Annotated in this window: 15 protein-coding genes; 13 read left to right on the top strand and 2 right to left on the bottom strand. The window is 69.3% G+C overall.

Annotated features, from left to right (window positions below; genetic code table 11):
- Positions 1-86: 86 nt before the first annotated feature.
- Genes pseB through FIF60_RS13065 form a run of 6 tightly spaced genes read left to right on the top strand, consistent with a single transcriptional unit; the run spans position 87 to position 6,958 of the window.
- Positions 87-1,106: a UDP-N-acetylglucosamine 4,6-dehydratase (inverting) gene (pseB, locus tag FIF60_RS13090; protein ID WP_144186540.1), complete on the top strand. Its 1,020-nt coding sequence runs from the start codon at positions 87-89 to the stop codon at positions 1,104-1,106.
- Entirely contained in the window at positions 1,103-2,308 is a 1,206-nt protein-coding gene (pseC, locus tag FIF60_RS13085) for a UDP-4-amino-4,6-dideoxy-N-acetyl-beta-L-altrosamine transaminase (protein WP_144186539.1), read from the top strand. The genes pseB and pseC overlap by 4 nt, the downstream gene beginning before the upstream one ends.
- Entirely contained in the window at positions 2,308-3,717 is a 1,410-nt protein-coding gene (locus tag FIF60_RS13080) for a hypothetical protein (protein WP_144186538.1), read from the top strand. Before pseC ends, FIF60_RS13080 begins: the two co-directional genes overlap by 1 nt.
- A gap of 13 nt (positions 3,718-3,730) precedes the next feature.
- Positions 3,731-5,191: a UDP-2,4-diacetamido-2,4,6-trideoxy-beta-L-altropyranose hydrolase gene (gene pseG, locus FIF60_RS13075; RefSeq protein ID WP_158639203.1), complete on the top strand. Its 1,461-nt coding sequence runs from the start codon at positions 3,731-3,733 to the stop codon at positions 5,189-5,191.
- Between the two features lie 16 nt (positions 5,192-5,207).
- Positions 5,208-6,266 carry a pseudaminic acid synthase gene (gene pseI, locus FIF60_RS13070; protein ID WP_144186536.1) on the top strand — a complete coding sequence of 353 codons (1,059 nt, stop codon included), beginning with the start codon at positions 5,208-5,210 and terminating at the stop codon, positions 6,264-6,266.
- A complete protein-coding gene (locus tag FIF60_RS13065; RefSeq protein WP_144186535.1) occupies positions 6,266-6,958 on the top strand; it encodes an acylneuraminate cytidylyltransferase family protein in 693 nt (230 codons plus the stop codon). Before pseI ends, FIF60_RS13065 begins: the two co-directional genes overlap by 1 nt.
- 276 nt (positions 6,959-7,234) lie before the next feature.
- On the opposite strand, the gene FIF60_RS13060 is transcribed toward FIF60_RS13065, so the two are convergent.
- Positions 7,235-7,420: a hypothetical protein gene (locus FIF60_RS13060; RefSeq protein WP_144186534.1), complete on the bottom strand. Its 186-nt coding sequence runs from the start codon at positions 7,418-7,420 to the stop codon at positions 7,235-7,237.
- Here FIF60_RS13060 and FIF60_RS13055 point away from each other — a divergent pair.
- From FIF60_RS13055 to FIF60_RS13030, 6 genes are all read left to right on the top strand, one after another.
- Positions 7,419-8,474: a polysaccharide pyruvyl transferase family protein gene (locus FIF60_RS13055; RefSeq protein ID WP_144186533.1), complete on the top strand. Its 1,056-nt coding sequence runs from the start codon at positions 7,419-7,421 to the stop codon at positions 8,472-8,474. The two genes, FIF60_RS13060 and FIF60_RS13055, sit on opposite strands and share 2 nt — an antisense overlap.
- Positions 8,471-9,397: a glycosyltransferase family 2 protein gene (locus FIF60_RS13050; protein WP_144186532.1), complete on the top strand. Its 927-nt coding sequence runs from the start codon at positions 8,471-8,473 to the stop codon at positions 9,395-9,397. Before FIF60_RS13055 ends, FIF60_RS13050 begins: the two co-directional genes overlap by 4 nt.
- A 161-nt stretch (positions 9,398-9,558) precedes the next feature.
- Positions 9,559-10,278, top strand: a complete 720-nt coding sequence (locus FIF60_RS13045; RefSeq protein WP_158639202.1) for a class I SAM-dependent methyltransferase — start codon at positions 9,559-9,561, stop codon at positions 10,276-10,278.
- On the top strand, positions 10,275-11,999 hold the full coding sequence (locus tag FIF60_RS13040; RefSeq protein WP_158639201.1) for an ABC transporter ATP-binding protein: 1,725 nt from the start codon (positions 10,275-10,277) through the stop codon (positions 11,997-11,999). The genes FIF60_RS13045 and FIF60_RS13040 overlap by 4 nt, the downstream gene beginning before the upstream one ends.
- Positions 12,000-12,061: 62 nt before the next feature.
- The gene (locus FIF60_RS13035; RefSeq protein ID WP_144186529.1) at positions 12,062-12,847 is read left to right on the top strand and encodes an O-methyltransferase; all 786 of its coding nucleotides are present in this window, start codon (positions 12,062-12,064) and stop codon (positions 12,845-12,847) included.
- Positions 12,844-13,719, top strand: coding sequence for a glycosyltransferase family 2 protein (locus tag FIF60_RS13030; protein ID WP_144186528.1), 876 nt, complete (start codon positions 12,844-12,846; stop codon positions 13,717-13,719). The genes FIF60_RS13035 and FIF60_RS13030 overlap by 4 nt, the downstream gene beginning before the upstream one ends.
- On the opposite strand, the gene FIF60_RS13025 is transcribed toward FIF60_RS13030, so the two are convergent.
- Positions 13,697-14,935 (bottom strand): O-antigen ligase family protein, encoded by a 1,239-nt coding sequence (locus FIF60_RS13025; RefSeq protein ID WP_144186527.1) that lies wholly within the window; start codon positions 14,933-14,935, stop codon positions 13,697-13,699. The two genes, FIF60_RS13030 and FIF60_RS13025, sit on opposite strands and share 23 nt — an antisense overlap.
- A 240-nt stretch (positions 14,936-15,175) precedes the next feature.
- Between FIF60_RS13025 and FIF60_RS13020 the strand changes: the two genes are divergently transcribed.
- On the top strand, positions 15,176-15,578 hold a 403-nt coding region (locus FIF60_RS13020), incomplete at its 3' end, for a cold-shock protein (protein ID WP_158639200.1).

The following is a 15,578-nucleotide window of genomic DNA, read 5'->3' as shown; positions in this document are numbered from 1 at the left end:
CGGCACCCCCTGGCTACGAGCACGCAAGGACGCCATCCGACGCAGCAGGACCGCGCCCGCCAAGCCATATCACATCCGGAACCGCGATGACCGAAGCCGATCCCGCACGATTCTTCGACGGCAAGGCCGTGCTCGTGACAGGCGGCACCGGGAGTTTCGGCCGCGCCTTCGTCGCCGCCCTGCTCACGCGCGCCACACCCCGGCGGCTTGTGATCTACTCGCGCGACGAGCTGAAGCAGTATGAGATGGAGCAGGAGTTCGCGAGCCGCGATCCACGCGGCGTGCTCCGCTACTTCATCGGCGATGTTCGCGACGCCGCCCGCCTCACCCAGGCGCTGCGAGGCATCGACATCATTGTCCACGCCGCTGCGCTGAAGCACGTCACGATCGCGGAGTACAATCCGTTCGAGTGCATCCGAACAAACGTACTCGGCGCCGAGAATGTCGTTCAGGCGGCCATCGCTGCAGGGGTGCAGCGGGTGATCGCGCTGTCGACCGACAAGGCCGCGAACCCGGCCAACCTGTATGGTGCGAGTAAGCTCGCCTCCGACAAGATCTTCATTGCTGCGAACCACCTCTCCGGCAAGGGTGGCTGCCGGTTCTCGGTGGTGCGCTACGGCAACGTCGTCGGTTCGCGCGGGTCGGTCGTGCCGCTGTTCCGGCGCCTGATCGCCGAAGGGGCCGACCATCTTCCGATCACCGACCCGCGGATGACGCGGTTCTGGATCACGCTCGCTCAGGGCGTCGATTTCGTCTGTTCGTCAGCGTCGATGATGACGGGCGGCGAGATCTTCGTGCCGAAGATCCCGAGCATGCGGATCACCGACCTCGCCTCCGCCATGGCGCCGGGCCTGCCGCAGAAGGTCGTCGGCATTCGGCCCGGCGAGAAGCTGCACGAGGCGATGATCACGGCGGACGATGCGCGGACCACGCTCGACCTTGGTGACCGTTACGTAATCGAGCCTGCCATCGTCATGTATGGCCGCGGCGATTTCCGCGCGCACGGAGGCGTTCCGGTACCGGAAGGCTTCCGCTACGAGAGTGACATCAATACCGACTGGCTCGACCGCGACGGACTGCTGAGCCTTCTGGCAAGCGCAGCATGAGCGGCCTCTTCCTTCCCTATGGCCGCCAGTGCATCGAGGAGGACGACATCGAAGCCGTCGCGGCGGTGCTGCGCGGCGATTGGCTGACGACCGGCCCGGCCGTCGGGGCGTTCGAGAGCGACTTCGCCAGGGCCGTCGGCGCCAGGCATGCGCTTGCCTGCAATTCCGGCACGGCGGCGCTGCACATGGCCACCCACGCGCTCGGCCTCGGTCCGGGTGACTGCGTGATCGTGCCTGCCATCACTTTTCTCGCGACGGCGAATGCCGCCGTGTATGTCGGCGCCGATGTCCTTTTCGCCGACGTTGATCCTGAGTCAGGAACGATCACACCGGAGACGGTGCGCGAAGCGGCGCGTCGCGCGCCCGGGCCCGTGAAGGCCGTGTTGCCGGTGCACCTGAAGGGTCCCGTGGCCGATCCTCCCGGTATCGCCGAGGCGGCGGAGGGGCTCGGCGCTGCGGTCATCGAGGATGCGTGCCACGCCCTCGGAACGCACTACACCGCAAATGGTGCGTCGACGACGGTCGGCGCATGCGCGCACAGTCGCATCGCGACATTCTCGCTCCACCCGGTCAAGACGATCGCGATGGGCGAGGGCGGCGTCGTGACGACAAATGACCCTGCGATTGCGGAGGCAATGCGCCGGTTCCGCAGCCACGGCATGGTGCATGACCCGGCGGCGTGGGAACTCTCGGAACAGGGCACGGAGGCCGGCGCCCCGGCACCCTGGTACTACGAGATGCCAGAGCCAGGCTTCAACTACCGCGCGCCCGACTTTGCCTGCGCCCTCGGCCGCAGCCAGCTCGCCAAGCTCGACCGTTTCGTTGCCCGCCGCGCCGCGCTGGCAGCGCGCTACGATTCGCTGCTTGCTCCCTTCGCGCCGCACGTCCTGCCGCCGGTTCGGCCGGAGGCCTGCACGCCAGCCTGGCATCTCTATGCGGTGCGGATCGACTTTGCAGCGCTGCGGCGTAGCCGGACAGAGGTGATGCGAACGCTCCGCGCCTCCGGCATCGGAACGCAGGTTCATTACGTTCCCGTGCCTTGGCAGCCCTACTGGCGGCGCCGCCAGGCGCTGCCCGACCTGCCGGGAGCGGCGCATTACTACGCGCGCACGCTGTCGCTCCCCCTTTTCCCCGGCATGGCCGACAGCGATGTCGACCGCGTCGTTGACGCGCTCGCTGCTTCACTGGGCCTAGGCATCTGATGCGGATCCTCATCCACGGCTTCGGCACCTACTGCTTCGTATTTCGCCACCTGCTCGAACACGCGGCGAAAGTGTCGCCGGGCATTACATGGTCGATCATCCTGCCGACAGACCACCACATCGAGACCATGGCAGCGGTGATCCCACGCGGGCGGATCTTCTGCCTCGAGCATAACCAGGCACGCCGTTCGGCGCTGCCACTCGAGCTCGATGCGCTCACCTCCTACGCGGGTTCAATCCACGCCGACATTGACGCTGAGAAGTTCGCGTTCAAGCATCTGCCTGCGCGCACCCAGCTCGCCGCCGCGATCGAGATCTACACGCTGTACAAGGCCTTCGTAGAGAAGATCGCGCCAACCCACATACTGATGGCGCATATTGAGGGGCTCGAAAGCAAGATCCTCGCCGCTCTGGCGGCTGAGTTAGGCATCCGCCTTCTCGTCCCCGTGAACATGCGCAATCTTGGCGGCACATTCTTCGCGCCTGACGCTTATCAATCGCTCCCGGTGCGAGCCACCGCAACGCAAGAGGCCTGCACGCGCGCTGAGGCCTTCATACGTGCCTTCCGTGAGCAGCCCACCTCCGCGCTGGGTAGGAACGATCATGCAGAGGCGGACGGCTCCATCCTTCCGAGCTTCTCTCCGCCGCTGCCAAAGCGGGCGATGAACTTCGTCCGTCGGGCTGCAGCACGACCTGACTTGTTTGACCGCGAACACCTGAGAACGAGCCTTTGGCGGAACAATCTATGGGCACTGAAAGCAACACGGCGGATGCGGGCAGCCCGGGCTGCACGGCAGTTCGACATCGGAACGCTCGAGGCGCTTCCAAAGAAGTTTGTCTATTACCCACTGCATTATACACCCGAGGCCTCGATCAACGTTCCCGCTCCTTTCTTCGTCGACCAGATGCGGTCGATCGATGCGATCCGCCATGCCCTGCCACATGATCACGTCCTCCTGGTGAAGGAGCACTGGGCAGCTGCGGGTGTCCGCCCAGTAGGCTTTGTGCGATCGCTTGCCAAGAAATCCGGCGTCGTTGTTGCGCGCGTTGACCTCGACAGCCGCGAGATCATCAAGCGTGCTTCCGTGACCATTTCTGTCACCGGCTCCGCGACGCTCGAAGCCTTCCTGTTCGGTCGCCCTGCCCTCACGCTTGGGCCATCGCTTATCTCCTTTGCTCTCGGCGGCCCGACGCCGATCCTCCGCCTCGCTGAGCGCATCCGCGAGGCGATCGTCGCGCCGCCGGACGACGCCACCGTCATCCGTAAGATCGCCAAGTTGTTCAGCGTCCAGCACCGCTTCATGATGGGCCCGCCTGGCCTTCCCGGAGAACCTGTAATGCGCGTCGGCAACATTGCGCGCTTCCTTTCTGCTCTCGAAACTGAGCTTGCGCATCAGAATGCAGCATAGGGGACCGCTCGCAGTGCTTCGCGCGGACGCCTCGGCCTCGACGGGCGGAGGCCATGTGGCGCGCGTCCTCGCGATCGGTGAAGCGCTCTCGGTCGCCGGCTGGCGCATTGTTCTGGCAGCCCGTCCCGGAACGGTCGAGACGGTGGCTCGCGCAGCGGCGCTGCCCGTTGTCCCCATCAGGTGCGCAGCCATCGCCGAAGAACCGGCCGCGCTGATGTCCGCCCTGCCGGGTGGGTGCGACCTGCTGCTCGTTGATCACTATGGCTGGACCACGGGCGAGGAAGAAGCTGTGCATTCCTGGGCGAAACGGGTCGCCGTGGTCGGCGACTTCGCCCGCCCCCACGCTTCCGATGTGGTGGTCGATCCAACGCCGGGAAGGGCGGGCACCGCCTACTGCGGTATCGTGCCACGGTCCTGCGTTGTCCTCGCTGGCGCCGCCTGGGCACCACTCGAGCGGCGTTTTGGCGCGGCCCGTGCCGCCGCACTCGCCGCTCGCGGCCAGCGGCGCCCCGAGCACCTCCTCGTCGCGATGGGGATGACCGATGCGGCCAACGCGACGCTCCGTACGATCGAGGGCATCCGTGCGTCCCGGTTCGAGGGGTGTGTGGACGTCGTGCTCGGCGGGAGCGCTCCCAACCGCGCCTCCGTCACCGCAGCCTTGCCGCCGAGAGCGCGCTTGCATCTCGACCCGCCGGACATGCCCGCGCTGATTGCCCGAGCCGACCTTGCGATCGGAGCAGGTGGCGTCTCGGCGCTGGAGCGGGCCTGTCTCGGCCTGCCATCGCTCCTCATCGAGGTGGCCAACAACCAGCGCGAAGCGATCGCAGGCCTCGTAGCGGCTGGCGCAGCGCGGCCGCTAGGCGCGCTCGAGACAATCTCGCCGCATCGCATCGCCGATGCGCTCGAGTCATGCCTTCGTGATGCGCCCAGCCTCACCGCGATGTCGCACGCAGCAACGAGGGTCTGCGACGGGCTCGGTGCCCTCCGAGTCGCCATTGCGCTCGCGCCGGAGCGATCTCGGGACGGCGCGCCGGTTACGCTCCGCCCAGCCGGGCGGGAGGACTGCAACCGCCTTCTCGCCTGGCAGAGAAGCCCGGGAATTCGCACCCATGCCCGCAACCCGGTGGTGCCGACACCTGAAGAGCACGCCGCCTGGCTTGAGCGCAGCCTTGCCGATCCGAAGCGCATCCTGTCCATTCTCGCAGTAGGATCGGAGGCTGCCGGCATGCTCAGGCTCGACCGGCGCTCCGACGAGGCGCGCTCCTGTCACGAAGTGAGCATCCTGATCGCCCCGGAGTACCAGAGGCAGGGCATCGGCGCCGCGGCACTGCGGCTCGCTCGGCGGCTTGTTCCGCAGGACGATCTGGTCGCCGAGATTCTGCCGAAGAACGACGCCTCTCGGGCGCTGTTCTCGGCCGCCGGGTATGAGCAGTGCAGCGATACGATCTGGCAGAGACACGGCGGCATTCCATGACGGGGCTCGAACGAGCATGAGCGCCTTTGCCATCGCAGGCCGCCCGATCGGGCCGGGCTGTCCTCCCTACGTGATTGCCGAACTGTCGGGCAACCACAACGGCGAGCTTTCCCGCGCACTTGCTCTCGTCGATGCAGCTGCCCAGGCAGGCGCGGACGCGATCAAGCTTCAGACCTACACCGCCGACACGATTACGCTGGACAGCGACGCGCCCGACTTCATGATCACCAAGGGGCCCTGGGCGGGGCGGCGCATGCATGACCTCTACCGGGAGGCCCACACCCCGTGGGACTGGCACCCGGCGCTGTTCGCGCGGGCGCGTGACCATGGGCTTGCCTGCTTCTCGACACCCTTCGACACCACCGCCATCGACTTCCTGCAAACTCTCGATCCGCCCGCGTGGAAGATTTCGAGCTTCGAGCTGGTCGACCTTCCGCTCATCGAAGCGGTTGCGCGCGCCGGCGGGCCGATGATCATGTCGACGGGCATGGCCACGCTCGGCGAGATCGAGGCCGCCGTCGGCGCAGCGCGACGCGGGGGTTGTACGCAACTGATGCTTCTCTGGTGCGTATCGGGCTACCCAACGCCAGCAGTGGAAGCGAACCTCCTGACGCTCACAAGCCTTTCCGCAGCTTTCGGCGTGCCGGTAGGCCTTTCCGACCACACGATGGGCGTGGCCGTTCCAGTCGCCGCCGTAACGCTCGGCGCCGTCGCGATCGAGAAACACCTCACGCTCGCGCGGGCCGATGGAGGGCCCGACGCCGGCTTCTCGCTCGAGCCGGGCGAGTTCGCCTTGATGGCGCAGGCGGTGCGGGAGGCGGCCGCGGCCGTCGGGCGAGTGAGCTACGAGCTCAAGCCCTCGGAAACACCCTCGCGGCCATTCCGCCGCTCGCTCTACGCTGTCGCCGACATAGCCTCGGGAGAAAGACTCACGGCAGAGAACGTACGTTCGATACGGCCAGGGAACGGCCTCGCGCCACGCCATCTGCCCCACGTGCTTGGCCGTCGCGCCCGCTTGCCGATCGCCCGGGGCACGCCGATAGCGTGGTCGCTGATCGGGCCGGAGGAGCCATAATGCATCGGCTCGCCGTCATGCCCGCCCGCGGCGGCTCCAAGCGCATTCCGCGCAAGAACATCGTGCCATTCTGTGGCGCGCCACTGATGGTTCATTCGCTGCGAGCAGCGCGCGACAGCGGCCTCTTCACGAAGATTCACGTCACCACCGACGATCCCGAGATTGCCGCCGTCGCCGCCGCCGAGGGGTTCCCACCCGACTTCCCGCGCGATCCCAAGCTGGCCGACGATCACACGCCGCTGCTTCCAGTGCTCGCCTGGGTACTCGCGCAGTACGACGCCCGTCAGGAGCATTTCGACAGCGTGACACTCCTGATGCCGACCGCACCGCTGATCGAGGCATGCGACCTCGCCGCCGCGCATGCCACGTTCGAGCGCCACGGCAGCCTCAGGCCGATACTGGGCGTGACCACCTTCCCCGTTCCGGTGGAGTGGGCGATGCGCCGCAGCAAGGACGGGACGATGATGCCGATCCAGCCGGGCATGGACCAGGTGAGGAGCCAGGACCTGCCCGAGGCCTGGTATCATGGTGGGACCTTCCTCATCTTGCCGCGTTCAGCGCTCGTCGCGGGCGCAGCGAAACCGGTCTGGGTCGGCCACCCGGTCGCGCGTTGGAAGACGGTCGACATCGACACGCCCGAGGATCTCGAGCTTGCCGAGAAGCTCTTCCTCGGGAGCCGGACGGCGCGATGACCGAACCATCTGCCACCGTGTTGCGCGCCATGTACGGCGCCGGGAGCCTCACCGACGGGTGGTCTTGTGACGGCCACCGTCGCGCCGGCCCCGCGGTCCCCACGCGGCCTGCGCTTCCCGGGGCACGAGCTCGTCGATCGCCTGACGAGGCCAAGGAACGAAGTGATAACGTAATCCCTTGCACACGAAGTGCCGGGGAACCATGGCCTCTCCTGCGCTGCTCGGATGCTACGCCATGCCGCCGACAATGCGGCACAGCGCGGCTGGCTGGGCGGGTTAGGGGTATCGGCGGGTGATCAATACGATGCGCGAGGCGATCGCAGGCGCGGCCAGCGGCTGGTCGCGCAGCCTTGGCGACAGGAGGCTCGAGGAGGCCGTCAGCCTTTGCACCTGGCAGAGCTGGCCCACACGCCCCTGCCCGAACGAGGCGCGGTACCAGAGCTGACGGCGCGCACGAAGCATGGGGAAGGCGCGCGTGTTCGTGCTGCAAGGCTATTACGGGACCGGAAATTTCGGTGACGACTGGCTACTCTCGGCAGCCATCGGTACCATCGCGCGCGCGGCGCCAGGAGCGCGCTTCGTCGTGCGCGACCATGGCGATGCTGTGCCGCTCGACGGCGCGGGCCAGGTCATCTTCACCGGCAGCGAGCGCGTGCTCAGTAATCAGACCATGCCGCGCCTCAGCCGACTGCGCCGCTATGTCACAGATGCGTGGCGGCAGTTCGGCGGCGCCGACTGGCTCGTCTTCGGCGGCGGCACCCAGTTCCATGGCTCGGGAGGAACGACGTCGCTCGCGCTCAACGCGCTCCTCTGCATCCTCGCACGGTTGCGGGGCGTGCGCGTCGCGGCGCTCGGCATCGGCGTCAAGGGGACGGAGAGCGCCGCCGCCCGCGCCCTGCTGGCCGTCATCGTGCGCTGTTCCTCCGTGTTCGCCGTGCGCGACGAGGCCTCGCAGAGCGCGGCCGGCAACGCCGCGATCGCAGGCGCCGACCTCGCCTTCACCGCCCCGCTTCCTCCGCCGGCGCGGCACGGCGGCGCCATCGCGGTCGCGGTGTATCCGCACGCCTGGTCGACGAGCCTCGCGGACAGCCTCGCTGCGGCGCTGCAGGGCCGGGAGGTTGTGCTACTCGAAGTGCAAAGAGCGGGCGTGACGGAAGGCGACGGCCAGGTTCTCGACATGCTCTCCGCAGGGCTGCCAGGATCGGAACGTCGCCGCATGGTGCCGGACGGGTCGTCGTTCGACGGGGTCGGCCTCGTCTGCGGCATGCGGTTCCACGCGCTGCTTGCCGCGGCCCAGGCCGGCCTGCCCTTCGTCGGCATCGCGCATGACCCGAAGATCGCCGATCTCTGCGCCCGCTTCGCCATGCCCTGCCTCGCACCGGAACGGGCGACGGCCGATGCGATCGCGGCAGCGATCGCGGACGGTGCGGGCCGGTCACCGTCGCCCGAGGCACTCGCACGCTGCATCGAGGAGGCGAGGCGCGGACCCGACGCGCTCGCCCGCGCGCTGGCATGACGGCGCCCGTCTCGGTCGTGATCCCGCTTCACAACGCCGCCCGCCACATCGGCGCAGCGCTCGACAGCATCGCGTGGCAGACCCTCGCGCCCGCAGAGACGATCGTGATCGACGACGGCTCGACCGATGGCGGCGGGGCGATCGTGGCGGCGCGCGACACGGCGCGGTTGATCGCGCAGCCCAATCGCGGCGTCGCCGCAGCCCGAAACGCTGGCCTCGCCGCGGCGGCGCAGCGCTTCGTCGCGTTCCTCGATGCCGACGATCTCTGGTGCCCTGGCCACCTCGCCGGTCTCGTCGAGCTGGCAGGGCGTTTCCCCGATGCCGCGGTGTTCGGCGCGCACTTCCTTCCCGTGCCGGCAGAGGCGACGCTCGAGGACGCGAGGCGTGCCGAGACTCCGGAGGGACATTTGCGCCGCGCCGACTACGTGGCCGAGGCCGCATCGGGCATGCCACCCTTCTTCACCTCCTCCTGCATGGTGCGTGCGGAGGCGGCCCGCGAGCTGGGTGGGTTTCCGGAAGGCGAAAGCCACGGCGAGGACATGGCACTCTGGATCCGCCTGTCGGAACGGGATGGCGCCGCGGCAACGACGTCGACCGGCGCGCTGTATCGCCGCTCGGGAACGGGGCTGACTGGCCGGACCGTAGCCGTGCCGGACGCCGCCATGCGCGCGATCGACGCACTGCTTCCCGCTGCAAGGCCCGAGCGGCGGGACGCACTGCGCGCGCTTCGCTCACGGCTTGCGCTTGCCCATACGCTCGATGCCCTTGCGCGGGGCGACAGGGCGTGCGCGCGTGCCGCACTTGCCGAGGCGGGAAGCGCCTTCGCTGCCCGGCGTCTCGCGGCGCGCCTGCTTCTCGCCCTGCCGGCCCCGGCCGCACGCGCTGCCTTCACCCTGCGCACCGCACTCATGGGGCACGCATGACCTGCCCGATCTGCGGCCATGCCGCCTCCTGGCCAATCCCATGCCGACGTGAGCCGGAGGTCGATCGCTGGCGTGCCGAGCGCGGCGAGACGGGCCCAACGCCGTGGCGCCTCTGCCAACGCTGCGGCAATGGCTACCCGGCCTTCACGCAGGACTTGGCCGTGCTTGCCCGCATCTGGGAAGCGAACCGAACGCGGGATGATCCCGCCAAGGCTGCCGCTCTCTGGGCGGAGCGCCGGCGCATCGCACGCCTCGGCGGCGAGCGCGCGGTCGCCTTCTACGGGCCACTCGCAGCGGTGCGTACGGGACGCTTCCTCGACATCGGCTGCGGCCTCGGCAGCACGGTACGTGCCTTTGCCGATGCCGGCTGGGACGCACTCGGCGTCGACGCCGATCCCGCGACGAAGCCTGTGCATGAGGAGTTCGGCATCGCCTCGCGCATCGGCCAGGTCGAGACGCTCGATCTCGAAGGGGGGTGGGACATCGTCCACAGCGCCCACGCGATCTATTTCGTCACCGACCCGATGGCGTTTCTCGCGCGCGCCAGGTCCGTGCTTCGGCCCGACGGCCTTCTCGCGATCACCATCGCGGACGTGATGGCCTGGGATGACAGCACCGAGCCGGCCTATGTGCACACATTCTTTCCGACCGGGCAGTCGATGGCCTACGCGATCACGCTTGCCGGGTTTCGCGTGGTCGCGACGAGGCGTGCCAAGGGCAGCATCCACATCGCCGCGTGCATCGGCGCCGCGCCTATGCCGCCCGTGTCGCCATGGATGATACGACTGGGCCATGTTTCGCGGCCCCTGCGCTACGCCCTGGTTGGGCGGCCGATGACCATCCTGCGGCGCCTGGCGAAGAAGGCGATCGGGCGCGGATGAGCGAGCCTTCTCCCTCGCCCTGGCGGTTGTTGCTGCCGCGGGGCAGGATGACGTGGCGCCTCGTGCGGCTGGCGCTGCTCACCTTCGCGATGGCTGTGCTTGAGGCCGCCGGCGTCGGCTCGATCGCCCCCCTCGTCGTCGTGCTTCAGTCGCCGGAGGCTTTCGCCGGCACACGGGCAGGCGAGGCCCTCGCCGCGCTGCTCGGCGGTGCGGAGCCTGCGTACCTGGTTCCGGCCGCCGTCGCTGCCGTTGCCGTGCTGTTCGCGGCAAAGGCGGTGGTGACGCTCGCGCAGGGCTATGCCTCGCACCGCTTCGCCCAGGCCTTCTACGCCGACCTCTCGACGCGCATCCTCGCAGGCTACCTGGCGATGCCCTTCGCTCGACATGCGGGCACGAACTCGGCCGTGCTGCAGCGGAACGTGACGACAGAGACGCGGATGATCGTCGACAGCATCGTCCTGCAGTCCATCACCGCATCGGCTGAGATCCTCGTCGTCGCGATGATCCTCTGCGTGCTCGTCTGGCTGAACCCCGTCGTGGCGCTCGGAGCCTTCCTCGCCGGCGCGGTGGCGCTCGGCATCGGCGCGGTGATCATCCGCCGCGTCGGCGCACGCGAGGGAAAGCTGCGTGAAGTGACGCAGGCGGCAATGCTCAAGCTTGCGCAGAGCGGGCTTTCCGGAATCCGCGAGGTGAAGATCGCCGGCGCCGCCCCTGCCCTTCTCGAGCGCTTCGCCACCGCCGCCGCGCGGCATGGCCACGCAGTCACCGTTATCGGCTGGATGCAGGTGGTGCCGCGGGTTGCGCTCGAGGCGCTGGCGATCCTGATCGTGCTGGCGGTGTTCCTGCACGCGCTGATGACCGGCACCGCAGCAGCGACGCTTCCGCTGCTCGCCGTCTATCTCGCGGCCGGCTATCGGCTGCTGCCCTCGCTGAACCGCCTCTACGTCAGCGGGCTGATGATCCACTACGCCTGGGCGGGGTTCCGCGCCGTCGCGCCCGGGCTTGCAGAGGCCGCTGCGGCTGGCGAGACCACGGCTCGGGCAGTGCCCTCGGAAGGGCTGACGCTGGAGGGTCGCGGCCTCGGCTTCACCTATCCGGGTGGTGAGCGCCCGGTTCTGCGCGACGTCGACATTGCCGTGCGCCGCGGCGAGATGATCGGCATCGTGGGCGCATCCGGCTCTGGCAAGACCACGCTGGTCAACATGCTGCTCGGGCTGCTTCCGCCGGAGAAGGGAACGATCGTACTCGACGGGACGCCGATCGCTGACGAGGCTGATCGCGCGAGGCTTCGTGCCACGGTTGCCTATGTCGCGCAGTCGCCCTTCATCGCCGACGATACGCTTCGAGCCAATCTCACCCTCGGCGCGGGTGCGGTTGATGACGCGCGCCTCGCCGACGCGACTGCCCGCGCGCAGCTCACCCCGGTCGTCGCCGCACTCCCCGACGGTCTCGATACAAGCATTGGTGAGCGTGCCGCCCGGCTGTCGGGAGGCGAGGCGCAGCGGATCGGCATCGCCCGCGCGCTCTATCTCGACCGCCCGATCCTGGTGCTGGACGAGGCGACGAGCGCGCTCGACCAGGCGACCGAGGCGGCGCTGCTCGCAGCGCTCGGCGGCCTGCGCGCGGAGAAGGCGATCATCGCGATCTCGCACCGGCCAGAAGCCCTTGCAGGCTGTGACCGCGTCTATCGCGTTGCCGAGGGGCGCGTCAGCCTCGTCTGACGGCTTGCGCATCGCAACGCTTCGAGGCACACGCGGATCACCAACCACGAAGGCACGCGCCGATGGCAGGGTTCCTCCGCCGCCTGTTGCGCCCCATCCGCCGGGAGCTTGCAGCGCGGGCGCCGCTCTCCGTCGGCTGGGTCAGGCGCGATGATGCATCCTGGCTGGCCGCCCATTTCCAAGGGACGACCTTCCGGCCACCTGCACCGCCGCAGTCGGCATTGATCGAACGGATCGCCGCTGAGACGGAGGCACTCGGGCAGCAGGCCCTGTGGGAAGGCTACGCCGAGGCCTACCTGCGCGACGCGGCCCTGCCCTGGGCCGGCAAGGCGATGACCCGCTCGAGCGAGCAGGTGCGGTCGCAGCCGCGCATGGGGCGCGTATTCGCCTGGCTCGCCGCGACGCGCAGGCCGCGCGTGATCGTCGAGGTCGGAACCGCCTTCGGCATCTCGGGCATGTACTGGGTGGCGGGGCTCGAGCAGGCTGGTGCCGGCGAGGTCGTCACCTTCGACCCCAACGAGACCTGGCACGCGATCGCCAAAGGCAACATCGCCCGCATCTCTCCCCGCGCGACCGCCGTCCCCCGCACCATGGAGGACGCGATTTCCGAGACGCTGGGAGGCCGCCCGGTCGATCTCTGCTTCATCGATGCGATCCACACCAGCGAGTTCGTGCGCGCGCAGCTCGACCTGATCCTGCCGCGGCTCGCCCCCGGTGCACTGGTCCTGCTCGACGACATCACCTTCTCCGACGACATGGCCGCATGCTGGCGGGCGCTGGCCGAGGACAAGCGGTTCCGCGCCTCGCTCGCGCTCGATGACCGCGTCGGGCTGCTCGAACTGCCGTGACCGAAATCTGGCCACGCGTGACGGTCGTCGTCGTGACGCATTTCTCGGCCGCGGTCATACGCCCCTGCCTCGCGGCGGCGGCAAAGGCCGCGCGGGTGATCGTGGTCGACAACGCCTCGGGGGACGACACGCGCGAGATCGCGCGGGCGACGATTCCCTCTGCCACCGTCATCGCCAACACCGTCGGCGTCGGCTACGGCAACGCGGCGAACCAGGGGCTCGCGGAGGCTGACACCGAGTTCGTCCTGCTGCTCAACCCCGATGCGGTTCTCGCACCCGATTGCGTTCCCCTGCTCGTCGCGGCCGCAGATCGCTGGCCCGACGCCGGCGTGCTCGCCCCCGCCTTGCGCAGCCCGGAGGGGGAGTGGGAGGTGTCGCACGATGTCGGGCTGTTCGCCCGGCCCGCGCTCGGCCCGCGCACCGACAGCGAACCGGAAGGCGACATCTGCGCCGAGTACGTCTCCGGCGCGGTGATGCTCATCCGCCGCAGCGTCTACCAGCAGGTCGGCGGCTTCGATCCGGCGATCTTCCTCTACTACGAGGACGACGATTTCTGCATGCGCGTGCGCCAGGCGGGCCATGCCCTCGTCCGTGTCGCGGCGGCCGTGGCGTCGCACCTCGGCGGCGGGTCGATCCCGCCGACGCCGGAGAAGCGGCGGGAGAAGTTCTTCGCCATGGCCTGGTCGCGGCTGCACATCGAGGCCAAGTGGCGCGGCCGCGCCTCGGCCTGGCGCATCGGCCTGCCGCTGCTCATCCGGCATGGGCTGAAGGCGGCCGGCTACGCGGTGATCGACCCCGGCGGCAAGGGCCTTCGCGATGCCGCCCGGTTCAGGGGAACGCTGGCCTGGCTCAGCGGCCGCCCCTCGCGCTGAGGAGGGCAAGCGGCATCGCCGCGAAGGCCACCGAGATCCACCACCAGTGCTGCCAGGCGCCGTAGCTGAGCAGCGACACGACCGTGGCTGACGCCGCGACGGCGGCGCCCGCGGCGAGAAGCTCGCGCCCAGGCAGCCCTGCCACCGCCCGGCCGCAGAGGAAGGCAAACACGACAGCGATCGCGAGGCCGAGGAAGCCGAGCTCGAGCCTGATCTGCAGAGGCATGGAATGCGTGTGCAGCGGAATGAGTTCGGCGGCGCCGCGCGGCGCGGTGAGGAAGAAGTTGCGGATCGGGCCGCGGATCTCGAACCGGTCGAGCCGCGCTGCATCGGGATTGTCCCGGCCACCGGGAAGGGCGCGCGCAGCGTCCATGCCGAAGCCGGCGAGCGGGCGTTCCGCCGCCCGCTTGGCAGCGTAGTCCCAGATCAGGGTCCGGTGCACGGCGGATAGAGGCAGCAGCCCCGCACGCGTTGCCCCGGCCGCGATCTGGAACAGCACGAGCGGCCCGGCGAGCACGGCAAGCGCGAGGGCGAGCGGCAGGATGCGGCGGGCAAGCCGGGGGAACGCAAAGGCGATGCCTGCCGCACCGATCGCTGCGATCAGCGCAAGCCGGGCCGCCTCGCTGGTGCTGGCGAGGACGGCGGCCGCGGCGAGCACGCCAAGCGCTGCAGCCGCCCTGCCGCCCCAGAGCCGATGCACGGCAAGGATGGCCGGTGGCGTCAGAAGTGCGAGCAGCGTCGCTGCGGGCTTCGTCCCTTCCGGGCTACGCGGCGGGGTGGGGAACCCACGCACCGCGTTGTTGAGCGGCGCGCCGGCGAACAGCTCGACGAGCAGAAGCAGCGCACCGAGACCGACGGTGGCCACCAGCGCGACCAGGACGGCACGCGGCGCCACCTCGGCCGCCGGGCGCATCGCAAGCAGCACCGTGCCGAGCGCAGCCCCAAGACCGGCCAGCGCAACCCCTCCGCGCAGAGCGAGGGACGGCTCGATCGCCCAGAGCGAGGAGGCGATGGCCCAGAGAGCAAGCAGCCCGGCGCAGGCGAGCGGAGCGGCTCGCCGCCAGGCGCCGCGGCCTGCGAGCCACAGAAGCGGCACGGCTGCGAGCGCCATGATGAGGGCGAGCGGGACGAGGCCGCGGTTCTGGATCAGCGCAACCGGCATCGCCGCGGCAAGGCCTGCGGCGATGACGGCGAGGGGAAGGGAAACTCGGGTCACGCGACGCTGCTTACTGCGGATCGCGGCCGGGCGGAAACGGCGTCTCGCGCAGTCGCTCTGCGGCCGGCGCGGGCCTCCTGCAACCGCCGGGTGAACCCCCCGGCCATATTGATACGCGACCGTCCAGGCACCACGTCCCGAGAGTCGAACGGGCAGGAAGATGGGGCTGTAGGGTTTGCTTTCCTTGCGCTATTCTTCCGTGCTTGAGTGACTACGGGCAGGCAACAACAGGTTATTCCCTTGGAAGACGATACCGAGAGCGGCGCCGCGATCGAGGCGCCTGTGAAGTTCTTCAATCGTGCGAAGGGCTTCGGATTCGTAACGCTCCCCGATGGGCAGGACGTGTTCTTCCACGTCAGCTCCCTCACTGCGATCGGGCAGACGGCAGTCGATCAGGGCGACGTGCTCGTCTGCGAGGTCGGCGAGGTGCCGCGCGGCCGGCAGGTGACGCGCATCATCGAGGTGAAGTTCGGCGCCGCGCCAATCCCCGAGGGGGAGGAGCGCCCGCGCCGCGACTTCGGTGACCGCCCGCCGCGGCGCGACTTCGGCGGCGGCGGCTTCGGCGACAGGCCGCCCAGGCGCGACTTCGGCGGCGGTGGCTTCGGCGACCGGCCGCCCAGGCGCGACTTCGGCGGCGGCGGTG

This window comes from Elioraea rosea (genome assembly GCF_007644105.1).
GTDB lineage: Bacteria > Pseudomonadota > Alphaproteobacteria > Acetobacterales > Acetobacteraceae > Elioraea_A > Elioraea_A rosea.
This window is presented reverse-complemented; position numbering and strand designations above follow the sequence as displayed.